Genomic DNA, 24,250 nt, shown 5'->3' with positions numbered 1-24,250 from the left:
TTGCAGTATAGTACAACAAGGCAAAAGTAAAAAGTAAATTCGATAATCAAATAGGCTATCACCTACTAGAACACAAGGCGCGATCGCTATTCATTACCTTTTGATTAGTCTGCAAATAATCATGGAGCAAATGGCAACCTTGCGCCAGTAATTTTTCTAGTTGGATATCTGCTAAATTCTGTACAATCACTGTACCGTTAGCACTTCCCGCAGCCAAAGTTTTGCCGTCATGGCTGAAAGTGACGCTGGTTAACTCATCCTTATAACCTTTCAAAGCAATCAGCAACGTCCCTTCTCGGTTCCAAAGCCTCACGTTGTCATCACTGCTGGCTACCAGAGTCTTGCCATCGGGGCTAAAACTCACACTGATGAAACTATCGCCATCTCCCGTGAGATTATTTAGCAATTCACCGTCTCGGCTCCAAATCTTCACTGTGCTATCAATACTAACTGAAGCAATGCTTTGACTATCAGGTGTCCAAGCAACCCCATTTACCCGGCGGATATGACCAGTTAATGTGTATAGCAATTTACCATCTGAACTCCAGATTTTCACGGTTTTGTCATCACTGGCTGAGGCTAGCAACTTGCCATCTGGGCTAAAGCTGACCCAATTCACCGCATCTTGATGTCCCTGCAAGGTGTTGAGCAGTTGACCGTTACGACTCCAAAGTTTGACTGTTTTATCTTTACTAGCTGAAGCTATTACTTGACCATTAGGCGACCAAGCTACACCCAAGACGGCATCATTATGACCCTGTAAGGTGTTGAGTAATTGACCGTCATGACTCCAAAGTTTTACCGTTTTATCTTTACTAGCCGAGGCAATTACTTGACCGTCGGGGCTGAAACTAACGCCCCAAACTTGACCTTTATGCCCTGTGAATGTACGGATAAGTTTACCGTCTCGACTGAAAAGTTTTACAGTTTTATCACGGCTTGCTGCTGCTAAGGTGCGATCGTCTGGGCTGAAACTAATGCTAGTAACCCAGTCATCATTATCGGCTTTGGGCTTTCGCAGTAACACATCGTCCCAATGCCAAAGTTTAATAGTTTTGTCCCGACTGGCAGAAGCAAGGGTGCGACCGTCTGGGCTGAAACTGACGCTATTCACCCAATTATTGTGCCCCTTCAGGGTTCCCAGCAACACACCTTCAGAACTCCAAAGTTTGATTGTCTCGTCGGTACTTGCAGAAGCGATCGTTTTACCATCGGGGCTAAAAGTGACGCTGGTAACTCCAGCACTATGCCCCGATAAGGTTCGCAGTAGCTTACCGTTCAGATTCCACAGTTTGATTGTCTGGTCTAAACTAGCAGAAGCAATAGTTTGACCATCGGGCGACCAAGCTACACTTTTGACGGCATCTTCATGTCCCTGCAAGGTTTTGAGCAGCTTACCGTCCCGACTCCACAATTTTACCGTCTTGTCAGCACTTCCAGAAGCTAGGGTTTGACCATCGGTTGACCAAGCGACACCCAAAACTGCACGATTATGTCCCTGCAAAGTTTTGAGTAATTTCCCTTCCCGACTCCACAGTTTTACCGTCTTGTCGGTACTTGCCGAAGCGATAATCTGACCATCAGGGCTAAAACTGACACTATTTACTACAGCTTGATGCCCTAATAGAGTCGCAAGCAGTTGACCCTCTCGACTCCAAAGTTTTATTGTCTTATCTTGACTGGCGGAAGCAAGGATTTGACTATCGGGGCTAAAACTGATGCTATTGACTACATCATCATGCCCCGACAAGGTTTTAACTAAGCTACCATCGGGATGCCAGAGTTTGATTGTATTATCCGCACTGGCTGAGGCAATTAAAGAGCGATGGCTCCGCCAACCCCAAGGGGGAACGCTGCTAAATATAACACTATTCACACCAGATATATGCCCTTCTAAGCGGTTATACTCTCTTACCCCCGAAACTGCTTGATAAAGCGCCGTCTGCACTTGCTCTCTTGTATAGGAATCTACCCAGACTGTTTGTTGTAATTTTATCCCCGCTTTTAAACCTTCCTTTAAGGCATCAATACCTTTCTGCGAGGCAAAGAGGGCTTCACTGGATACACTCAGGGTCTTAATCTCGCTATCTACTGCTGTGACTATGGAAACACTTAATCCTAATATGGCGAGAACGGAAGCAGTTAGGGCAATTTTCAGCGAACGATTTAATTTAGCTTCACTGAGCCTTTGTTGTTCTTGACTTTCTGCAAGTTTAGCTGTTAACTCTTTTTCTTTAAGTTGAGCTCGCAATTGCTCAATTTCTAACTGACTTAATTCTTCCCGCTTTTGTAACTCCCGCAATTCTGTTAATAAATCTAATCCTGGTTGAGTATGAGGAACTACGAATTTAGAACGCTGCTTATTTTGGAGTTCGCTTTTAAGTCGCTCAATCTCAGCTTTACTTTGTTCTACTTTGTAGCGTAGTTGATTAAGTTGTACCTGTAAGCTCGATTCTTGTTGTTGCAGGTAGCGAATCAAGTCTACTAAATAATCGTGAATCAGTTGATAGCGTTCTGGGACATCAGGAAAGAGAACTACTAAACCGGAACGCACTAAAATATCTAACACTAAATCTAATTTGCCAGCATCTTCTAATTCTGCTAGCTGTGTCGCCAACTCAGCACGAGTTTTAAAAGGTCGGTTGTTGCTTTCATCTGTTAATAAATATAAGACAAGTAAGGCGGCTCGTTCGTTTTCTGGTCCGCAATCTTTAATCAGTTCTTTAATATATCGCTCAATGAGTTTGTTGGGTCTATATGGCTGATATTCTTCTAGTGTAGTAATGCGTTCATCTTGAATTTGCGCTCCCACAACTTGTAATTCAATGGGGCGGACTTCTCCAAATTCTGTTGATAAATCTTCAACCAAGGCATCAATTAAAGCCGGTTCTAAATTAAACTGCGATCGCTCGGTCAATTTTCGGATAATTGCTTTAGCATATTCTGGCGAAAAATTATTTAATTGGTAGCGGATATGCTTGTCGAGAATATTATTATTAATCGCTTCCAATGCCGAAAGATGTTTAAAGTCTAATAACCGATGTAAATAATCTTCTCGCAAGGAAAGAATAACTTTGACAAAGGGTATATTCAGGCAGTCGCTAATAAATTTATCAAACTCTTGCTTTTGATTGCGATCGCTATAACCAAAGAAAAATTCTTCAAACTGGTCAAAAATCAAAACTGTGATCAGATGGTTGTCAGCATTTTCTTTTAGTTGTCGTAAAATTCTGAGGATGGTAATAGGTGTGTCAGAGTAGGGTAAAACTTCTGGTTCAATGGCTGCCTCTGGCTTAAGATCGGCATAAATGGCAAGGGATGTGTCACTAGACATCGCCTCACTTAAAGATTTCCCTAATTCCCGCGCCCAATCGGTGTAAACTTGCAGTACCACAGGCACGGCTATTTGATCGCCAATGGCTCGATTTTGCAGTGCTGGAACTAAACCCGCCGTGACGGTAGAACTCTTACCCACCCCTGACTGTCCATGAATCACCGTCAACTTTTGATCGGCGCGGCTAATTCTGCCAATTAAGTTATTAATATCACGCTCCCGACCAGAAGCAGCAATTTCTAAAGCAACGGTGCTACTTCCAGAAGGTGCCATCAATGCTGGGTTTGTCGCCTGTCTTTGGGGTTGCAAGCGTCCTGCGCCAATAAAAGCCCGAAAACCATACTGCTGCTCAACAGAACGCCGTTTCTGTCGAATGCAATAGGCTTCCAGATAACGCCCTTCTTCAAAATATAGCGATCGCAGTGTCCGCAATAAGCGAATATAACGATGGGCATCGTATTGATGGGCACTGTTTTCTAAGGCTGCTGGGAGTTCTTTTGTGGCCTTGTCTAAATATTCACGAGCAACTCCTAGCTCACCTAAATTTCGCTGTGCCTTCGCCAACACTAAATAGTAAATTTGCCCCAATAATAATGGAAACAAGCAGTTATAAGGGTCGTTGTGCTTTTGCGCTTCACCTAATTTCAGCAGTGATACGTGTGCTAAGATACTTGCCTGTACCCACCGCGACTGCTGTACAGCCACTTGCGCTAGAAAACCGTAGTCACAAGCTAATTGGATTTGACTACCATAAGTTTGATGTAACTCCAAAGAATTTTGAGCAACAGTCTGCAACTCTTCCCACTCTTGCAGATATTGCAAAACCTCTGCAAGTTGATTAATAAATCCAGCCACTATATCTAAACGCCCAGCCACCTGCAAGATATTCAAGCACTTCTGAAAATAAGATTTAGCTGTATTCCAATGGCGACGGTTTTCTGTTTGATTTTGCTCTGCAAAACGGCAATAACACAGCCCAATATAAAACAGCAAAATTCCCTGTCGCAGCAGTAGTGGAGATGGGCGATTAGGAGGCGTAAATGAAGAAAATACCCCCTCATCTCCCCCTGCTCCCCTGCTCCCCTGCTCCCCTGCTTCCTCTGTCTCCGCCAACTTTTGCCAAACTTGTAAGCTTTGCTGAAAATGGCTTAAAGCTTTATTGATGCGATCGCTAATATAATTATCTAGACCAAAAACAAATTCTAAACTAGCGTATAATTCTGGCTCTAAGGTAATACCACGATTGTGCAACTCTCTAATGGCAAAGTGGAGTTCATAGCTATGTTCCCAGACTTGCTCCACAGTGGCATAATGCTTTGCAACTTGCAGATTTTGTTGTTGTGCAGCATCACTTAGTAACACCGTAGCAAATAAAGAGTCAGTTTCCTGTTGCAGAAATTGCAGCAGTGATTGAGTTGTCATTTCAAACCGAATCGGTGTCGCCGCCCAACTAGCAAAATCTGGTGCTAAACGGACTATCTTTGGCAATATTTCTTCATTCACCCACAAAATCATCGGAAATGGGTGACGTTTGCGAAATTCATCCCGAATATGATTGATAGACCTCAGTAAATCGTCGATTCCATCTACTGACTCTAAACCCAAAATCATCAACGCCGATGGCGGATTAGCTTCGGTTAGCAGTTGTAAATGAATACTTGTGTAAAGACTTCTAGCATTATGCGGCAGAACTACCTTGAGAATTTGGTGTACTCCTGAAGAGAGTTCTTCGAGTCGTTGCAGCATTCGCTCTTGCAAAGCTCGATAATTGCAGCACACCAAAACTAGAGAAAATTGACCACTAGAAAGGGTAATTGCTCTACCTAAACTCCGCAAAGCACGCTCATTAGCTGCTCTGACATCTACTTGTGGGTGTCGTTCAACCATGATTTAAATTTTTCCGTCTCTGCTAAAACTGGGTTGACGGCAAACCAAGCTCCCTGATGATCGCGGTATTCAAATACAAACAAACTTCGCAAGAGAGTGTGGTATTCTATATCACCTCTAACTCTCTGCTGTTGCACCACCTGAAAGATTAATTCCCACTCCTGGGGATCGATGGCGTTAGCTCGGTAATCTCGCTGTCTTTGAATCACCAATTCGACACACTCCCGCTCAAAGGGTGGATCTTGTTCTCGCAGACAGTCAAACAGCAACCCTAGTAAGTCGCGTACATGACCACCACTAATCAGGCACAATCGATCTAAGGTTTCTAGACTATCAAACACTTCTGTAATTAAGCCTAACCGATCGCTAGGTAAAATGTCTGGAAAAGCTCTAGCTAGTACCATTTGCCGCAACATTGTTAGCCCTTGCGGAAAAATCTCGCCAGAGCGTAGACGTACAGGTATCATCGGCAAAACTTTTGGTGCGACTCCACCCCCCAAACGATGCTGTAGTTCGGCGCTATCGTTGGAGAAAGTCAAGGCTAGGGGAATAGTGTAGACTACATGACAATTCAGTTTGCGTAATTGTTCACCACGCTGAATAAATAAGTATTCTGGCAGCGATCGCCCCGATGGTAAAGGTCTAATTGCGACTCGATCCAAGTTATCAACAATCACTACCAGTCCTTTTTTCCCCCTGGCTTTTAGCTCCTTGTTGGCAGGTTCTAGCAATTCTTGATTAATTGACTGTAAAATATTTGCTGTTCGCGGTTCTAGATAATCTCTTAGCCGCCGCCGCAATTGGGGACTTTCTTTAGTTTTAGCTGTAATTTTGGCAATTCCTACAGATAACTCTGCTTCTACCCCAAGTTCAATTGGCGTTTGCAGAAAATCGACAATTTCACCAAACAACTTGGTAAAATAGGTAGGTTTGAGCCTGATTTTCATCGCTTCCAAGCTTTCACTTACCTGTCCAGCGATCGCTAACAAAATATCAGTCACATCCACATCAGCCATTTCTAAGACGTGGGTAGACTCAAAGTAAACTACATGAAATTGCTCCACTTCTAATTCAGCTTGCAGCCGTAACAACTCCGTTGATTTTCCACAGCCGAGATGTCCGGTAAATAGCTGACAAGTTGGAGCATTTGGCGAGATTCGAGCGATCGTACGCTGCAAGGCTTCGATGATTTTGCCACCCCGCACCGCAGCAAAATCGATATAGTATCGGCGATCGCTAGGGTTTCCTATAATTAGAGGTCTGCTCGGATTGCAAGCCTGATAAAATCTTTCTAAATCTAGGAGCATAACTAATCAAGTTCACTCAGGAATGGGTATGACAAAATTTACTAGATAAATATATTGATTTTAGGGAATTTCTCCCTTAATTTAAGTACATTTCAATCAAACTACTAACTAAACTAGCAGCATTCCGGATAATTGTTCATATCTTATGTTGGATATAACACATAGCAATGCTGATATTTGATTTTAAGTAAGCAGAAATACTACTATAAGTACAAATAGCAAAAATCTCTAATATTAAATAAGCTACTCTTATGAATATTAAAAATATCCAACACAAAAAAAGGTACTGTTAAGTACAATTTTGTAGTGCTATTGAATATATAGCGGTTCTTAATGTTTCAGTTCGCAAAGATTGGAAAGATTTAACTGAACTGTCTAGCGATCGTCGCCATTGGCAGGTACAGCCGTTGAGGCTGTCCGGGAAACATGGTAAATCCGTGATATTCATAAAAAGCCCGCGCTTGCTCATTTTTGGCATCCACCACCACCGCCATCGTTGCAATCTCACTCATCAGGATACGCCACAGGACATCGACGAGGAGGAACGCCCCCAGTCCTTGCCCTTGGAAACGTTCATCCACAGCAAGCCTGCCTAACAGCGTTGCCGGAACAAGAGGATACCTCGGCAGCCTTGCTCGTAGTGCTTCCGGCAAGTCCTCTACCTGAATTGATGTCGCGGCTAAAGTGTAGTACCCTGCTATCTGATTGGTGTCCAAATCATGTAGTACAAACGGCGTTGCCACATAACGCCGCAAATCCTGACCAGCCTGTTCTCGCAGATAACGGTCGAGGACTTCGGTTCCACATCGGAAATCCACTCGATTGTGTCCAGAGTTCAGTAACTCAATGGTATACGCAAAAGCAGGCACACTCACCCTAGCCCCATACTTTCCTGATAACGGCTGATTGCCCGTGCCAGAGGTGCATCGGGCTGTAGCGCAGGGGGATTAACAAGAGAATCGATGAAAGCGATGCTATCTTCCCGACTGAGCTTGATAATAGTATGTTCCTCAATCGTCCGTACAGCCGCTTCCTGGGCATGACTGACCACGAAATCGGTGACGGTTCTACCTTCCAGGTCTGCCGCCTGCTGCAATAATTGCTTCTGCTCACGGGTAAGGCGTGCTTCCAAGCGTTCCAGTTTGCTACGCCTATCTTCTGTTTTGCTAGGGTTCTGCTTGTCGGACATCAGGGGAGACTCTCTTTCTGCTCTCTATCCTTTATAGTACGTCTTAAAGCCGTACAAATCCAGAAAATTTTTATTAATACCTCCTGCCCCCTGCCTTTTTTGTAATCTACAGCCCCATTGAGTATAAAATTATCTGATCGTGTAGCTTGTCAGGCAAAATATGCTTTAGCAACGCCCCGATTTTGGCATCTTGTCCAACAAGATAGCGCGTCTTAGGTTGCTTTGCAGTGAGCGCCTGAACAACAGTCTGAGCAACAATATCCGCAGAAATTCCCCCTGATGCGAGAATCTGCATTTTTTTGCGGACAATATTCATCGCTTGCCCGTAGAGATTTTGTGCCGATTGTGGTAAATCCTGCTGTGCTATTTCCGATTGACTTAGGGACTTTTCCCAGATTGGGGTAGCGATCGCACCAGGTTCGATAATAGAAACAGAGATTCCCCAAGGTCTTAACTCCATCCGCAGCACATCATTGAGTGCAACGAGGGCAAACTTTGACGCATTGTAAGCTCCAAGGAACGGCGTCGGACTTCTACCAGCAATGGAACCCATATTGACAATTCGCCCCCGACTCTGGCGTAATAGACCAAGAAATGCTTGTGTGACGGCTAATTGTCCGGTGACATTAACCAGCATTTGTTGTTGAAATTCTGCGATCGCTAATAATTCTAAGGGGCCAGGGACAGCAATTCCGGCATTATTCACTAAACCCAAAATTCCCCCACCACCGACTGCATTTGTGACTTGATCAACCGCCGCTGCGATCGATTCAGCATCAGTAACATCTAAAAAAATCGGAATCAGCCTTGGCGATCCTTTCTGTTTAAGTGTTTGAGCATCAATATCTTGACGCACTCCAGCAAAAACAGAGAAGCCCAACTGGTCTAAAAGCAAAGCAGTGGCCTGACCAATTCCTGTTGAGGCTCCTGTAACCACTACTGTACGTTGATATTCTACAACCATTAATTTTCTTTGATGATGGGGCTGCCTTTTTTTATCAATCTTTGCAAATACCAAGCCGAAGGCAATCTTCGGTTTGGTCATCTCTAGCCGATATTTGCCACGGTAATATGCGTGATTGAGCATTTGTACTGTAAGCAATTAGAGCAGCTATTGTGGAAAACTGGTTTTTAACAACTGTCACGTCACTACTACAAGTATTGCCTAGCTCAACATTGTATAAATAAACAGGCAATGCCATGAGGGCAATGCAAATTGTCCGGTTCATACCCAACCTCAGCTAAAAATTTCCGATTACGCTATGTATAGATGCCACCTTGATGAACCGGATTTTTAAAACTGAGTGTTAAATGTTGAAGTTTTGAAGTTGTGTGAATTTACCATACTCAGTGCTGAGTGCTGAGTTCTGAGTCAGAAGAGGAGTACTCGGTACTTTCGTACTTGGGTTTTTGCCCTGCCCCTTGTGGGCGGTCTTTCAACTCAGCACTCTTTATTCAGCGCTACTAGCCGCAGAGACGTGATTTCTTAATTATCGGTTCCACCCTTTTTCAGGTTAGGCATTGCCTACAAGATGGCTTCCTACTAACTTATGCAGATGCAAACCCAAAAAACAGGACAAAAAACCCGCAGCACCCAAAAACATATCTTGGTAGCTGCATTCCCCAGATAAAATAATGAAGAATGCTGAGTCACCGAAATGGTCGATGACCGACAAACACTCATGATACAAGCCTCTAAATTTATTTATGGGATTGTTAATTTTGAATTTTGTACGCCCTTGGCGTTCCTGTAGGGTATTTTAAATTTTAAATTCGGAGCGAAGCGACGTGACGCCTTCACAAGACGTAGATACTATAAACGTTCCCAACATCGATCCAGAAGGATATGGTAACTCAGACACCGATCCTCTTGATGAGTTGCCAGGTGAAATCGAAATGTCCCTCTTCGACCACCTAGAAGAGTTGCGGCAGCGGATTTTCTATTCGTTGATTGCTGTAACAGTGGGCATTATTGGCTGTTTCTTTGCCGTTAAGCCCATTGTCCAACTACTTGAGGTTCCAGCACAAGGAGTAAAATTTCTCCAACTCGCACCCGGAGAATATTTCTTTGTCTCCCTCAAAGTTGCCGCCTACACTGGCTTTGTACTTACTAGTCCTTTTATTCTTTACCAGATTATCCAGTTTGTGGTTCCAGGACTGACTCGCCGCGAACGCCGTTTACTGGGGCCTGTGGTTTTGGGTTCGAGTGTGCTGTTTGGGGCGGGTTTAGTATTTGCCTATTTACTGCTTATCCCCGCCGCTTTGAAATTTTTCATCAGTTACGGAGCAGATGTAGTCGAACAACTTTGGTCAATTGATAAATATTTTGAATTTGTGCTGCTATTGTTATTCAGCACTGGTTTAGCATTTCAAATTCCCATCATTCAACTGTTGCTTGGTAATTTGAACATTGTCTCGTCTCAACAGATGGTTTCTGGTTGGCGTTACGTGATTATGGGAGCAGTCATTTTAGGAGCCGTCCTGACACCTTCTACTGACCCCCTGACTCAAAGTCTCTTAGCAGGAGCAGTTTTAGGACTTTATTTCGGTGGTGTGGGACTAGTGAAGCTCACGGGAAAATAACATTTGGAGTAAAAAAATATTTGATACATCAATCATAACTTTTCAAACATCCTCTTAACCCTTGTTCGCGTAAAAGGGTATCAGACCATACAGCATCTTCCAATTTTAGAGGTGGTACTGGTTCTTTATTATAATCAATTGCTAAGTAATATCTCGCGCGATTGTATATGCCATGCAATAAAGATTGCAAATCTACAATCGGTTCTATATCTTCTGACTGTAAAGGTAATGGAAATAGGGGAATTGTTTCTCTGATGCTAAATCCGTATAATTTAGCTTGAGGACGTGTTTCACTTCTGCTAACAATAATTTGATAATTGGTTACAGGAATTTCCCCTAAAATTAACATGGGTTTTCCAGTTCTGAGTAAATCAATTTCGACTAAGTGAGAAAGACTAGCTAAAACTTGTTTGCGTTTCAGTTGATATGCTTTTCTACCTTCGCCTGGGCGTTTATTTTTAGGCGATAAAATTTCGATAGATGTCACCACAAAACCTGTAGAAACTTCTCGAATTTCTAAGTAATTTTCCGTAATATGTTCAGGTAACGGTATCATCACTGTGATACCTTCTGATGTTTCTTTGTGGGTAGCAGTTGATGAGTATTGCTGTGGTAATTTTTGTTGAGAAAAAACCGAAACATCAGGTATACCAACTAATACAGAATCGGAGTCATCACTTAAATAAGTACGTTGTTCAATTGCAACTCGATACTGTAGGGGAATATTTTGCTCAATAGTATCTGCGATCGCTGTGATCAATCGATGATGTACTTCTGACCAAAACACAGGATTTTCTAAATAAGGATTCATTCCGGGAAATGGATAATTCATAGTTTTACTATCCTGAAATGAGCAATTAGAATGATTCTAAATTAACGCGCTAAAAGGGCGGTTAGAAACCGCACCTACACAGGCAAAACCCACCTCCGTGGGTTAAAAAACCTTGATTTCTTAGTCCACGGAGGTGGACTTCGTTTGTGTAGCCGCGAATTCTATTCGCCCAATACTTTTCAAACTTTTCAAACATCCTCTAAGTTTGGGTTAGATTTGCGATCGCCTCCAGTTCAAAATTATCCACCAGATATTTCAGAGCATTGGCGATAACTTGCTCTGATTCGTCACCATACACATAGCGAGGAACGCTAATATCCTGTTCTACTCTCAGATCAATTCCTTTCTCTAAAGCTTTGAGGGCAAGCATATCTCTGATAGAGTAGATCAGCTGATGCAAATCGAAACAGTTTTCCGTTAACTGTAACTGACCCGCTTCAATTTTGGACATTTCCAGCACATCGTTGATCAACGTTAGCAAGTGTTCTCCGCTGCGGCTAATGAAAGTCAGTAGTGAAGGGGTCAGCGAGTCGAGTGAGATCGGATTTGGTGACTGCATAGCTAAGATGAGCGGTTTTGTAAATCAAAAAGTTGTAAATATTAATTTAAAAATTCAGACAAGGAGAATTGCCTGAAATCAGTTTAATTAGCTATTACTAGAGAGGAAAAAGTAAGAAAACTCGATCACAATATCCATTCTGAAGAACGCTCACCCAAATCTAGAGGAATGCTAACAGCTTTGCCAAGTCGGGGGCGATCGCGGGTTTGGGAAATAAATGTTTGTACCTGTGTTGACCCGCCCAAGGCATGAAGATAATTGGCAATGCTATCGAGATGTTCTTGGTACTCCGCCTCGCTCAAGGGAAAAGAAGCTTGCTCTAGATATTTCCACATTACTTGCAAAAATATCTTTCCCTGTGCCCGCCGAAACTGGACATCGTAAGAATATCCCCACTTATCAAGCAATATCTGACGTAATTCCTGTCCTGTCATAGCTTTTCTCAATCAGATTTTACATTTAGTTATGATGTTAAGTTCCGTGACTCCAGTATGATAAGGATATAAAGAAATGTAATGCTAACAGAAAAGATGCTAAATATATCTTGGAACAAAGAATTATGGCATCGTTGTGAGCGCTAGCATTTCGACTTAGACAAGAGTTGCTCAAGTACTAGTACTTTTGTCAAAATGCTTAACAAAATATACAAAGAGCGCGTAGATTATGGCTCAATTTTCTGAATCAGCAGACGTGCCCGATATGGGGCGTCGTCAGTTCATGAATTTGCTCACTTTTGGGACTGTCACCGGAGTGGCTCTGGGTGCATTGTATCCCGTTGTCAAGTACTTTATTCCTCCCGCTGCTGGTGGTGCTGGTGGCGGTGTAACGGCAAAAGACGAGCTAGGTAACGATGTTAGTGTCACTAAATTTCTAGAAAACCGGAATGCAGGCGATCGCAACCTAGTCCAAGGACTAAAGGGAGATCCTACCTATATTGTGGTAGACAGCAAAGAGGCGATCAAAGATTACGGCATCAACGCCATCTGCACCCACTTAGGTTGTGTTGTACCCTGGAACATTGCTGAGAACAAATTTAAATGTCCTTGTCATGGTTCCCAGTATGACGAAACTGGTAAAGTTGTTCGGGGCCCAGCACCTCTATCTCTGGCTTTAGCCCATACCAACGTCAACGACGACAAAATCGTTTTAACCCCTTGGACTGAAACCGACTTCCGCACAGGTGATGCACCTTGGTGGGGTTAATAATTTTGTCCTTAGTCATTTGTCCTTTGTTCAGGGCTTGATGACTAATGACTAATGACCAATGACTAATGACTAATGACTAATTCAATCGTCGCCCTTATTAGAGATGAGAAATGTTTTCATAACAGCGAGGTTAACTCGCAGTGCTAGAGCGATTGTCAAAACATTGCTCATAGCGATCGCCACTGTGACATTTTACTTCACCAGCGATTTAGCACTTCCCCAATCAGCTGCCGCCTATCCATTTTGGGCACAGCAAACCTATCCCGAAACCCCCCGTGAACCAACCGGGCGAATTGTTTGTGCCAACTGTCACCTAGCCGCCAAGGTTACAGAAGTGGAAGTTCCCCAATCGGTGCTACCTGACACTGTATTCAAAGCTGTAGTGAAAATTCCTTACGATTTGAGTGCCCAGCAAGTTGGTGCTGATGGTTCCAAGGTTGGCTTGAACGTCGGTGCTGTACTGATGCTACCTGAAGGCTTTAAGATTGCTCCTGAAGACCGTATTTCCGAGGAACTTAAAGAAGAAATTGGCGACACTACCTTCCAACCCTACAGCGAAGATAAAGAAAACGTCGTCATCGTCGGCCCTTTACCCGGTGAACAGTATCAGGAAATCATCTTCCCAGTTCTTTCTCCCAACCCCGCAACCGACAAAAACATCCACTTCGGTAAATATTCAGTTCACGTAGGTGGTAATCGGGGACGCGGACAAGTTTATCCCACTGGCGAAAAGAGCAACAACACTGCTTACAACGCTTCTGCTACTGGCACAATTACCAAGATTGCCAAAGAGGAAGATGAAGATGGTAACGTCAAATATCTAGTCAATATTCAACCTGAATCTGGTGATGTTGTCGTTGATACGATTCCTTTAGGGCCAGAACTAATTGTTTCCGAAGGGCAAACAGTTAAGACTGGTGATGCTTTGACCAGCAACCCGAACGTTGGTGGATTTGGTCAAATAGATGCAGAAATCGTATTGCAAGACGCTTCTAGAGTCAAATGGATGATTGCGTTTACCGCTCTTGTGATGTTGGCTCAAGTTATGCTGGTGCTGAAGAAGAAGCAGGTTGAGAAAGTTCAAGCTGCTGAGATGAATTTCTAAATTCTTGGCGAAATCATTATTTATAGGACAGGCAAGATGCCTGTCTTTTTTTATATGTGTTCATGCCGCTACTACTATGAGGTAATCAAAGGATAGTTAATTTCTTTTACAAGATTACCGTCAATATAACGGCGCACCGTTTTGGTTCTGACCCAACCATCTTTACACATAACCGTTATAGTTTTTTGGACATCATGGACACCAAACCAGTTCTCTACCCGAATATAGTGGTAGCAGTCTGATCTTTCGTAACTATGGGTTGTTCGGTAAGCAGATTTCCCACCATAGTAATAGGTTAATTCTTTTGTTTCCCCAGTAGGGACATAAATTGTATGTTATTTAATTCTTATTCCTTAGTTACACAAAGCCTGTAAATTTGGGACTTATACCAATTGCTGTACCTCTAGCAATGTATTTGTATCATTATTAAAGTGAAACGCTATTAACTACGAGTAAACTTTATGAACTCAATCATAGTTATTCATCCCTATAAATTCGGTGAGATGTGGGTGTTTGACGATGAAAAAGTAAGTCTAGTTCGGGAGCCTTTTGTGGCAGGGGCGGACGAAATTATTGAAAGAATGGTGGCACACATTCCAGATGCAGAATCAGGGTTCAGTTTGATATTTTCTGCATTTCCCTTTCCTGGCTATCAACTCAAGTTTGACTGGCGGCGTGAAGAATATCGAGGTAACTGGTATTATAGTGCAGATTTAAATCGGGAAGGATGGCTCTGCCCTGCTCTATTTAAGTATTTCGATGAGGCTCCCAAAGAGTTTTACACTCAGTTTAAAGCGAAGATAAACCGATAATGTTGATGAAGCTGATGAAGATGAGAGCATTATGATGAGCCTAGATGAGGTTGGTTGTCAATCATAATTTCCTGTAAGGGACTTCCAAATAAAACAATATCCCAAAACTAACGCAAAAATTCTCTCTATCTCTTCTCCCTCTGTGTTCTCTGTGTCTCTGTGGTAGCCTGCGGCAAGCCGCTCCACGTCTACGTTTATTTGGATAATTTATTTCTTGGAAGTCCCTAAATTATTTATCGAAACAGAATACATGCGTCAGTCGTCAGAATTCATTCTGAATTCTCCTCAAGGGCTTTTTCTCTATTGATTTAGATTAGGGTAACATTTGTCAATATTTTTCTCTTCTATCGACTAATGTAGCTAAACAAACTAGGCTGTGATTGGTTTATTATTCTCAGCTTTAGTTCTAATCATGATCAAAAAGACTACTCTAGATCCTCTAGTGAGCGATGTTCGGTGTGCAGAAATTTGTCAGATTTTGGGAGAGACTTACAACCAGGAACGCTGGAACGATTGGCGCTGGCAAATGCGGCATCGGTTGACTAAGCTGGAACACTTTCAGCGGTTACTAAGGCTGAGTGCTACCGAAGAACAGGGACTTTTAATCGCACCAGAAAAGTTTGCTGTCGCCGTAACACCATACTTTGCATCACTACTCGATCCAGAAGATCCACTTTGCCCACTACGGGTGCAAGTGATACCACGGCAGGAAGAACTAATCATCAGTACAGCAGACATGGTAGATCCATGCGGTGAAGACAACGACACTCCAGTGCCAGGACTCGTACACCGTTACCCCGATCGCGTGTTGCTCCTTGCTTTAGATACATGCGCTGCTTATTGCCGTTACTGTACCCGCTCTCGTTTGGTGAGCCAAGGTGAGATGTACCCAGTAACGCGGCGGTTGGATGCGATCGCCACTTACTTAGAAGAACACACCGAAATCCGTGATGTGCTAATTTCCGGTGGCGATCCTCTGTTGATGTCTGATGAACCTTTAGACAATTTGCTTGGGCGGCTGCGTGCTATTAAGCACATTGAATTTATCAGAATTGGTTCTCGTGTGCCGGGTTTTTTACCGCAGCGAATTACACCAGAACTGGTTGCCTTGCTTCGGAAACATCGTGTGTGGCTGTCTTTGCACTTTTGTCATGTGCGGGAACTTACCCCAGAGGTGGCACAAGCTTGCGATCGCCTCGCTGATGGCGGCATTCCTCTAGGCAGTCAAACCGTGCTGTTAAAAGGTGTGAATGATTCTGAAAAAGCCCTCAAGAATCTATTCCACGGTCTTCTCAAGCTGCGTGTGCGACCCTATTATCTTTACCAATGCGACCCAGTTGTTGGCACTGCACATCTGCGAACAAGTGTTCAAACTGGACTGGATTTAATTTCTAAATTGCGCGGTCATACTACTGGGTACGCTGTACCAACCTATGTAATTGATGCCCCTGGTGGTGGTGGCAAAGTCCCAATTCAAGCCGAGACTCTACTTGCTTATGAGAAAGGCACAGCTACAGTGCAAAATTGGGCAGGTAAGAAGTACACATATATAGATCCAGTAGAGCAGGGATAACACTATATATTTGTATATGAGTTGATCGCCATGATCTAAAAGTGATAGTTGGAATGATTCTTTTAGATTATGGCAAACTAAAAAACTAAATAATCGCAGGAGATTAGTTGGGATGTTGATTGTTGGTAATATAAACATAAAAGGTCGAGGTATCTTCGCACAGAAGCGCTTTTTAAAAGGAGAACTCATTGAAAGAGCGCCAGTTGTGGTTATACCCGCAGAACAGGTTGAATTGCTCGATCAAACAATTTTGGATAACTATTACTATGATTGGGAAGATAAAGCTGCGGCGATCGCCTTCGGTTTAGTGTCCCTGATTAATCATTCTTACTATCCCAATACTTACTATGTGAAAAATTTCGCTGAACGAGAAGTAGAGTATATTGCCTACCAAGATATAGAAGTAGGAGAAGAAATGACTGCCAACTATAACGGTTCTCCTGACGATAAATCTCCTATATGGTTTGATGTTGTTGATGAGCTATCTTTGACTCAATTGAAGAATTAGTAATTGGAATTATTTTAATTAAGATACCTGATTTGTACATTCAAGCTCACAGAAAAAGCTTTTTCACTGAGAATTATGGGGCTATGGGGTTATTAATTGGTCTGTGTTATGACCTGAAGGTAGACTACCTGAAGGCTGGTTTTATTGCCTCTGAGGTGATGGAATTCGACGATGAAGAAACTATTATCGGGTTGGAAAATGCCCTATTTAAGTTAGGTCATCAGGTTGAACGTGTGGGCAATGGTAGAGAACTGGCTGGGCGATTGGCTAAAGGCGATCGCTGGGATCTGGTTTTCAATATTGCTGAGGGTTTAAAGGGTCGCTCTCGCGAAGCCCAAGTCCCAGCAGTCTGCGAGTTATTTGCTCAACCTTACACCTTTTCCGATCCACTCACCTGCGCCCTAACGCTAGATAAGGCGCTTGCTAAAAGAGTAATGCGCGATCGCGGTTTGCCAACAGCCCCCTTTGAAGTGGTGAGTACTACCGTAGAAGCAGCAGCCGTATCGCTATCAATGCCACTTTTCCTCAAGCCTGTGGCGGAGGGCAGTTCTAAAGGAGTAACTGGGCGTTCTCTTGTCAAAGAACGCGGGGAGCTAGTAAATACTTATGAATTGTTACATGAACTTTTCCAGCAACCACTACTCGTAGAAACCTTTCTTCCCGGTCGAGAAGTAACAGTGGGTATTGTTGGCAATGGCAGCAACTCACGAGTAGTAGGTGTGATGGAAGTAATCTTTACAGGACAAGCAGAAGCTTTTGCTTATACCACCCTTAACAAGGATGAGTATCTGGAACGAGTATCTTATCGTTTGCTCATAGATCCCGAACCACTGGCAGCAGAAGCGAGGCAGCTAGCACTGGATGCTTACCATACCTTTAGTTGCCGAGACGCTGCCCGCGTGGATCTACGCTGTGATGCTAGCGGTGTGTTGCAGTTTATGGAGGTTAACCCACTGCCAGGGCTACACCATATCCGCTCAGACCTAGTAATTATGGGACGTTTGGGTGGTGTGACATATACAGAAATCATTGCTGAAATAATCGATTCTGCATGGCAAAGGTACAAAGGTTGAACTAGGGACTGGGGACTGGGGACTAGGGATTGGGGAAGGTGGGGCCCCCTCTGGGGATAAGGGGTAATGGGGATTGGGGACTACCCCTGGCTAAAGCCGAGGGGCTACCAAGCTCCCGGTCTTTTACGTGTCCTACCCTGCGGGAAACTGTTCCGCGTCTATGCGGTAGCCTGCGGCAAGCCGCTCCGCGTCTACGTTAAAAAAATCACTTTGACAAAGAGTAAAGCCTTAACTGAACCGTATTGGTTTTTAACTCTGTTCAACAGACTCCATCTCAGTAGTCAAAAGATAAAAACGCCCAATCAAAAACACCGCACCCATGAGTAGCCCTAGCATTAAACCCAACCATAAACCTATCGGGCCCCAACCGAAAGTAAATGCCATTAGATAGCCCCCACCTACACCTACTCCCCAATAAGCAAACATAGTGATTAAGGTTGGTATTCGGGTATCTTTCAACCCGATCAAAGCAGCAGCAGCAATAGTCTGAATAGAATAAAATATCTGGACTATTGCTGCTACGCCTAGAAAAGAAATTGTCGTTTTAACTATTTCGATATTATCTAAATTACTGGTGTCCAAATACATTGCCACAATATAGTTGGGAAACAGCCAAAAAATTAGTGCCACAATGCTCACAAAGGGAGTAGCAAGGGCAATACAAACAAATCCTGCTCTGCTTGCACTCTTGAGATCGTTTTGTCCCCTCAACTGTCCTACTCTCATTGTGACGGCATAGGAAATACCTATAGATATTGTTTCGACAAAACTTTCTGTTTCGACAGTAATTTCATGAGCTGCTAACGTCTCTGTCCCAAACCACCCCATCATTAAAGCAGTGGCAGTGAATACTCCAATTTCTGCTCCATACTGTAATCCCAAAAACCACCCAGTTTGGAAGATATCTAAAAACATATCTTGATCGAACTGATCCAGAGCGGAATCAAGTTGGTAATCTTTAAAGTAGTTATCCAAGCAAATCCAACTGGCGGCAGCGATAAAATTCAGCCAAAAAATGAGTGCGCTTGCCCAACCAATACCGGCTAACCCAAGGGCTGGGAAACCAAATTTACCGAACATTAGAACATAATTGGCAGCCCCATTCAATAATAGTCCAGCTACCGTAATTACTATTAGGAATTGGGGGCGATTGAGGGCAGAGCTAACTTCTTTTAAAATACAAAAACCAAGTGCCGCAGGAAAACCCCAAACAATAGACCGCAAATAAGTTTGAGCTAATAATACATTGCTTTCTTCTTGACCAGTCAGCAGTAAGATATAGTCAAAGTGCCAAATGATAAACATCACAGGTAAGCACATCGTCACCGCTAACCAAATTCCTTGACCGGTAGCACAGCTAACTTGGTCTATTTTTCCTGCACCAAAAGCATTTGCAACACTCACACCCGCAGCTGAAAGAATAGAACGACAAATGGAAGCTAGAGTCGAAAAGGTAACAGCACCTAAAGCACCCGCAGCTAGAGCTTGGCTGTTAAGCAAGCCCATCATCACCCCATCCAATAAAGGAATGCCCGCTTCTAATATTTGAGTAATTACTAAAGGAACTGCCAATAGCAGGCAGGCTTGGATTTCTAATATCAGTTCTGACTTAAATTCTTTTGAAGTTAACTCCATTGGGCACGAAAATTAAGGGGGGTGCAAAAAAAGTAACACTTAAGTATATATTAACACTTACAACTGCGATCAATTCCAGTTATTAAGTAGTCAGACAGAATTAATTATACAATGTCTCGTTCCTAGTCTCCGACTGGGAATGCCCGTCGTTGGGGCTGCCGCCTCAAGACTTGCGGCAGAATGTCAATGTGTAAGTAGTAGAGTTGTGAATTTGGAGTTAAAGCAATTTTTTAACTCCAAATTCACAAGTCATAACTTTCTCAGATTATCGCGCTGGTAGTTGTGGGTGTGTAGTAGAGTATTTGGCGACGATGCCAGAAATCTCCGGGTTGTAAAGCCTCAGATAATTCCAGTAGTTGCCAAATACTTGCCGCACATAATTTTTGGTTTCATCAAAGGGAATCTCTTCAACAAACTCGTCTGGATCTTGTGTAGTTAGAGTTTGCAGCCATTTGGAGACATTGCCAGGGCCAGCATTGTAACTAGCGATCGCCAACAGAGAGTTATTGTTATATTGCTGATGAGTATGATCCAAATACCATGTACCTAGCATGATGTTATCGTTGGGATTTTCTAGGTTTATGGTTTTGAAATCCACCTTGATTTGTGGGGCAATCCATTGAGCGGTACTTGGCAACAACTGCATTAAACCAGTGGCGTTAGCGACGGATTTGATTTTTGGCTCAAACCGCGACTCCTGACGGATTAAGGCAGTAACTAACAAGGGATTGAGTTTACGCTCAGTAGACCACTTTTCAATCTCTCGGAGATAGGGAAATGGATAACGGGCTTGCCAGTAGGTGATTTGTTTGCTCAGAGTTTGATATTGGGCCAGTTCTGCGGGGATTTCGCGGTCTTCCAATTTAGAAATTTTGTCAATTCCGATGAGATTTTCTCCCTTAGCCTGCCGCATTAACCCTTCAGTAAATTGCTCTGCTACCGTTGGCTGAATTTTGTTCTGAAATTCTGTTTGCCATTGTAACCAGGCATCGCGGTCTTGACCCAGTAGATATAATTCTTTGAAAGTCTCAGAGCCAGCAGGCGGTACTGGACGTTGGGGTGCGATTACTTCTGGGTTCATGGCGCGCACGCTATCAAAATTGCCGACATTTAGCCCTAGCATGGTTGCGGCTCGCCAAGCATAGTAAGAGTAAGGAAACTGGCTAATCACATATTCATAAGCAGTTTTAGACTCCTGTTGCTTGCCTAGTAAAGCTGTCCATTTACCTACCCAAAAGCCTGCTCTCGGAGCCAAAATACTGTTGGGGTTGTTGGTAACAATTGGTTCTGCCCACTGCCAAGCACCGACGTAATCTTTAACATTGGCTTTATCTTGGGCTATTTTCCAGCGATACTCTGCGGCTTCATCAGAATTACCGTATTTAGCTATGAGTATTTGCCATGCCGCGCTAGCTGACTTTTGATCTTTAAGAGTTTGGAGAGTTTTAGCTTTTTGTGCCAGTGCAGTACCAGCTTGTTTCGGAAATTTACTAATTACCTGATCGAGATAGGGTAAGCCGTCTTTAGGGGTTTTTGCGGTTTCTGCTAACCGTAGTAGAGCATTCCCAGTTTCCTCAGTATTTGGAAATTGTTGCACCAATTGTTTATAGGTGGCGATCGCTTTTTCTTTATCTTGACCTCCTACCTGTAACCCTCGTGCGGTACGGTAGAGGTTACGCGATGTTTTGGGTGCTTTGGCATAAGCATTGGCCGCTTTCAGAAATTGACTATTTTCCCAATAGCTTGTACCAATTAGTTCCCAGTCTTCGGGTTTCAGGGTAGGCTGTTTGACTAACTGATCTAAAACGCCTACTATGCCTGGTTGGTCATAAGCATATTTAGCCAAAATCAATTGTAAATTGGGCTGATTGGGATTTTCTTGCAAGCGTTTGCGAATAATTTCCCAAGTTAGAGGATTGCTAGGAAATTGAGCGATCGCAGTTTCTTGTTGTTTCGGTTGGGCAATTAGATATAGTGCTTTCACGGTAGCCGCTTCTTTGGGATACAGTTTCAGCACACTTTGCCTAAGATCCGAGGCTTTGCCATCCTCGCCCAGCATATCCTCTGCCTGGGCAAGTTTGAGCAAAATGTAGGGCGCAAGAATGGGATAGTCTTTCTCTAGTCCTTGGAGTAAAAGTAGAGCTTTTTTCCCTTGGGTTCTTTCAATGTAATCACTCGCCAAAAGATAACGAGCGCGATTCCGGTCTGGCGATTGTGATTCTTGGGCGATCGCTGCTAGTTTTGCCGCCCGTTCTGGCAGTGATTGTGATATCAGTGGAAATACGGCTGATTGAGCCTTGCTTGCCTCTGATGTTTGCTCCGTTTTATTCTGACTCAGTTTGAGCCATTTCCCTAGAGATTTGCCGATCTCCGGTGCTGATACCATTGCCCCAGCTAAAAAGGCAAACAGTGCTGCACCCGCAATTATCGAAATTTGCTTTTTCTGTAGTTTCTTCAGCATGAATACCCGCTGAAAAGTTCCGGTGAATTTCTTGAAACTCTAGCACTCCTAACCATCAGTGTTACCAAATTTTAATTTTAGATTTTTAATTTTATGTAGAAAAATACTAATTTTCAATCCTACACTTGGCAGTATTGAGTAGATAGCACATATTAGATACTATTACATCTACCTTGGGTATATCATAAATGCAATTCGTCGCCACCACTTGGCAGTGAAAACCCAATCCCCAGTTCCCAGTCCCTTTAATTACCAAGCCCCTTCGGGGCGGGAACTCTTAACAGGGAACTCTTAACAGGGAACAGAAAAAAAATTAGCCCCGAATACAGGGTTTAAAGCCCCTAAATTTATTTATGAAAAGAGATAAAAATATTTGAAACGAGATGGCGTCAGCCACGATGTTTCAATGTGTCCTTGTACAAATCCCCTGATTTTAATTATGGGGATTTCCCTGTTGCCTGTTGCCCGTTCCCTGTTCCCTTTTAAAAGCGATCGCATTTTCTGGGTGAAACTTGAGTGCTTGTTGCCAAAATGCGATCGCTTATAAAAATACTCGTTGAAAACCCTTATCATCTGCAATTGAGTCCGTTTGAGCTATTCCCGCCAGCAGCCCCACGCTGTCCCGAAGGGCAGCGATGGGAAGAATGGCGGGGTGGGTGATAGCGAAGCGTTAGCGAGTCTTCGAGCGTCGGAACCGCCACTCTCTCATCGGTGCAACTCGCGGAGTCTTGGTTTTGCACGTATTGTTTTAGCACTTCGACAGTCACCCCACCACAAGAAGCAATGAAGTAGGCACTATTCCAAAATACGGGTTTACCCCAATAGACGCGCCTAATCTCCATCAAAAACTCTTTACGAATTTGTTGGCTTGTGTAGGATTTTAAGGCGTTGACGAACTTCGATAGTTGCATCTGTGGATAGTACCGGAATAACAGGTGAACGTGGTCACTTTCGCCATTGAATTCAACGACTTCGCAACCCCATTTCTGGGATATGTGATTGACTAGTTCACCCAATCGAGTCAGCATAGCAGGCGTGATGACTTTTCTCCGATACAACGCAAGTCAAAACCAAATGCGCTTTCAAATCAGAAATAGACCTGGCTGTTGATTTGTACGTCATACAAAGTTATAACCCGCATTTCTCACAAGTTTGAAATGCAGAGGGGCAGAGGGGCAGAGGGGCAGAGGGGCGGAGGGGATTGAACTTGGCACATTGAACTCTCCCCTGCTCCCCTGCTCCCCTGCACAAGCACAGGCTTTGAGCATTGGTGAGAAATCCGGGTAAAGAGTCCCGGAAAATTAATTCTTCCCCAACTTGCTGAGTGCAACCCGTTGAACTGAGGGATAACCACTGCCAGATTGGATGCCGGTTTTTTTGAATGAATTGCCCCCAACTAAGCAGAATTGGGGTGACGATAACTGGCTGTTAACCGTGGTGGAAAAGCTGTCCGCAGTCTTCTAGATTAGAGATAATGTTTCTATCACCAGTAATTCTCTATCATCTAATGACTCAAGCCATACCCAAGCTAGTAACCTTTGAGGAATTTGTCGATTGGCTACCCGAAAATCGACGAGTACGCCACGAATTACATAAGGGAGAAATTGTTGAGATGGCGCAACCAGTAGGGGAACATGAGGAAGTTAAAGGATTTTTAGGTATTGAAATTCCTGTTGAAATCAAACGTCTAGGATTACCCTACTTCATACCCAACCAAGCTATTGTTAGACCTCCTGAAAAAGATTCTGGTTACTTTCCAGATGTGTTGGTGCTAAACCGTGCAAATCTAGAAAACGAAAAATTATGGAAAAAACAATCTACCGTTAGTTTGGGTGCATCAATACCTTTGGCAATTGAGGTTGTATCAACTAACTGGCGAGACGATTACTATTTAAAATATGCTGATTATGAAGAGATGGGTATCCCGGAATATTGGATTGTCGATTATGCTGCCTTGGGTGGACGTAATTTTATCGGTAATCCCAAACAACCGACTATCTCTGTCTGTAATTTAGTTGATGGGGAATATCAGATCAGTAAATTTCGAGAAAGCGATTGCATTGTTTCTCAAACTTTCCCCGAATTAAATCTCACCCCAAACCAGATTTTTCAAGCTGGTTTAAATTCGTAATTCCCGAATACTGATCTATCTCTATAGGACTACTATTTGATTTTTGAAAAGATAC

At 43.3% G+C, this 24,250-nt stretch carries 20 protein-coding genes and 1 pseudogene; 9 read left to right on the top strand and 12 right to left on the bottom strand.

Features of this window, described 5'->3' with window-relative positions; genetic code table 11:
• Window positions 1–58: 58 nt before the first annotated feature.
• From V7K67_RS01440 to V7K67_RS01415, 6 genes are all read right to left on the bottom strand, one after another.
• Window positions 59–5,221, bottom strand: a complete 5,163-nt coding sequence (locus V7K67_RS01440; RefSeq protein WP_335164945.1) for an nSTAND1 domain-containing NTPase — start codon at window positions 5,219–5,221, stop codon at window positions 59–61.
• Entirely contained in the window at window positions 5,197–6,528 is a 1,332-nt protein-coding gene (locus V7K67_RS01435; RefSeq protein ID WP_334733255.1) for a P-loop NTPase fold protein, read from the bottom strand. The genes V7K67_RS01440 and V7K67_RS01435 overlap by 25 nt, the downstream gene beginning before the upstream one ends.
• Before the next feature lie 362 nt (window positions 6,529–6,890).
• Complete coding sequence (locus V7K67_RS01430) at window positions 6,891–7,397, bottom strand: GNAT family N-acetyltransferase (protein ID WP_335164943.1); 507 nt, start codon at window positions 7,395–7,397, stop codon at window positions 6,891–6,893.
• A 2-nt stretch (window positions 7,398–7,399) separates the two neighbouring features.
• Window positions 7,400–7,717, bottom strand: a complete 318-nt coding sequence (locus tag V7K67_RS01425; protein WP_335164941.1) for a type II toxin-antitoxin system TacA family antitoxin — start codon at window positions 7,715–7,717, stop codon at window positions 7,400–7,402.
• 106 nt (window positions 7,718–7,823) lie between these two features.
• Window positions 7,824–8,762, bottom strand: coding sequence for an SDR family oxidoreductase (locus V7K67_RS01420; protein WP_334733257.1), 939 nt, complete (start codon window positions 8,760–8,762; stop codon window positions 7,824–7,826).
• Window positions 8,716–8,946 (bottom strand): hypothetical protein, encoded by a 231-nt coding sequence (locus V7K67_RS01415; protein WP_334733258.1) that lies wholly within the window; start codon window positions 8,944–8,946, stop codon window positions 8,716–8,718. Before V7K67_RS01415 ends, V7K67_RS01420 begins: the two co-directional genes overlap by 47 nt.
• A gap of 559 nt (window positions 8,947–9,505) precedes the next feature.
• Between V7K67_RS01415 and tatC the strand changes: the two genes are divergently transcribed.
• Window positions 9,506–10,300, top strand: coding sequence for a twin-arginine translocase subunit TatC (gene tatC / locus V7K67_RS01410; protein WP_334733259.1), 795 nt, complete (start codon window positions 9,506–9,508; stop codon window positions 10,298–10,300).
• 28 nt (window positions 10,301–10,328) lie between these two features.
• Here the strand turns inward: tatC and V7K67_RS01405 are convergent, their stop codons facing one another.
• From V7K67_RS01405 to V7K67_RS01395, 3 genes are all read right to left on the bottom strand, one after another.
• Window positions 10,329–11,132 carry a DUF4058 family protein gene (locus V7K67_RS01405; RefSeq protein ID WP_335164938.1) on the bottom strand — a complete coding sequence of 268 codons (804 nt, stop codon included), beginning with the start codon at window positions 11,130–11,132 and terminating at the stop codon, window positions 10,329–10,331.
• A 199-nt stretch (window positions 11,133–11,331) separates the two neighbouring features.
• Window positions 11,332–11,583, bottom strand: coding sequence for a hypothetical protein (locus tag V7K67_RS01400; protein ID WP_335164936.1), 252 nt, complete (start codon window positions 11,581–11,583; stop codon window positions 11,332–11,334).
• Window positions 11,584–11,816: 233 nt separating this feature from the next.
• Window positions 11,817–12,125: a DUF3067 family protein gene (locus V7K67_RS01395; RefSeq protein ID WP_334708279.1), complete on the bottom strand. Its 309-nt coding sequence runs from the start codon at window positions 12,123–12,125 to the stop codon at window positions 11,817–11,819.
• Window positions 12,126–12,354: 229 nt separating this feature from the next.
• On the opposite strand from V7K67_RS01395, the gene petC reads away from it, so the two are divergent.
• The 6 genes from petC (at window position 12,355) to V7K67_RS01365 (ending at window position 17,968) form a co-directional block, all read left to right on the top strand.
• Complete coding sequence (gene petC, locus V7K67_RS01390; protein ID WP_179063612.1) at window positions 12,355–12,894, top strand: cytochrome b6-f complex iron-sulfur subunit; 540 nt, start codon at window positions 12,355–12,357, stop codon at window positions 12,892–12,894.
• A 106-nt stretch (window positions 12,895–13,000) separates the two neighbouring features.
• The gene (gene petA / locus V7K67_RS01385; protein ID WP_334733262.1) at window positions 13,001–14,002 is read left to right on the top strand and encodes a cytochrome f; all 1,002 of its coding nucleotides are present in this window, start codon (window positions 13,001–13,003) and stop codon (window positions 14,000–14,002) included.
• Window positions 14,003–14,463: 461 nt separating this feature from the next.
• Window positions 14,464–14,814 carry a DUF6717 family protein gene (locus tag V7K67_RS01380; protein WP_334708277.1) on the top strand — a complete coding sequence of 117 codons (351 nt, stop codon included), beginning with the start codon at window positions 14,464–14,466 and terminating at the stop codon, window positions 14,812–14,814.
• A gap of 412 nt (window positions 14,815–15,226) precedes the next feature.
• Window positions 15,227–16,387: a KamA family radical SAM protein gene (locus V7K67_RS01375; RefSeq protein ID WP_335164933.1), complete on the top strand. Its 1,161-nt coding sequence runs from the start codon at window positions 15,227–15,229 to the stop codon at window positions 16,385–16,387.
• Between the two features lie 112 nt (window positions 16,388–16,499).
• On the top strand, window positions 16,500–16,895 hold the full coding sequence (locus V7K67_RS01370) for an SET domain-containing protein (protein ID WP_334708275.1): 396 nt from the start codon (window positions 16,500–16,502) through the stop codon (window positions 16,893–16,895).
• A gap of 83 nt (window positions 16,896–16,978) precedes the next feature.
• Window positions 16,979–17,968, top strand: coding sequence for a D-alanine--D-alanine ligase family protein (locus V7K67_RS01365; protein WP_335164931.1), 990 nt, complete (start codon window positions 16,979–16,981; stop codon window positions 17,966–17,968).
• 249 nt (window positions 17,969–18,217) lie between these two features.
• On the opposite strand, the gene V7K67_RS01360 is transcribed toward V7K67_RS01365, so the two are convergent.
• Complete coding sequence (locus V7K67_RS01360; RefSeq protein WP_334733265.1) at window positions 18,218–19,603, bottom strand: MATE family efflux transporter; 1,386 nt, start codon at window positions 19,601–19,603, stop codon at window positions 18,218–18,220.
• A gap of 265 nt (window positions 19,604–19,868) precedes the next feature.
• Window positions 19,869–22,064: a lytic transglycosylase domain-containing protein gene (locus V7K67_RS01355; protein ID WP_334708272.1), complete on the bottom strand. Its 2,196-nt coding sequence runs from the start codon at window positions 22,062–22,064 to the stop codon at window positions 19,869–19,871.
• 373 nt (window positions 22,065–22,437) lie between these two features.
• Here V7K67_RS01355 and V7K67_RS01350 point away from each other — a divergent pair, with 373 nt between their 5' ends.
• Window positions 22,438–22,611, top strand: a complete 174-nt coding sequence (locus V7K67_RS01350) for a hypothetical protein (protein ID WP_335164929.1) — start codon at window positions 22,438–22,440, stop codon at window positions 22,609–22,611.
• A gap of 181 nt (window positions 22,612–22,792) precedes the next feature.
• Here V7K67_RS01350 and tnpA read toward each other — a convergent pair.
• Window positions 22,793–23,186, bottom strand: a pseudogene (tnpA, locus tag V7K67_RS01345) (IS200/IS605 family transposase); the annotation flags it as partial.
• Between the two features lie 385 nt (window positions 23,187–23,571).
• Between tnpA and V7K67_RS01340 the strand changes: the two are divergent.
• The gene (locus V7K67_RS01340; protein WP_335164957.1) at window positions 23,572–24,195 is read left to right on the top strand and encodes a Uma2 family endonuclease; all 624 of its coding nucleotides are present in this window, start codon (window positions 23,572–23,574) and stop codon (window positions 24,193–24,195) included.
• Window positions 24,196–24,250 lie beyond the last annotated feature (55 nt).

This window comes from Nostoc sp., from assembly GCF_036917155.1.
In the GTDB taxonomy this organism is placed as follows: Bacteria; Cyanobacteriota; Cyanobacteriia; order Cyanobacteriales; family Nostocaceae; genus Nostoc.
The sequence above is the reverse complement of the archived record's forward strand: the minus strand, read 5'-3'. Positions and strand labels throughout refer to the sequence as shown.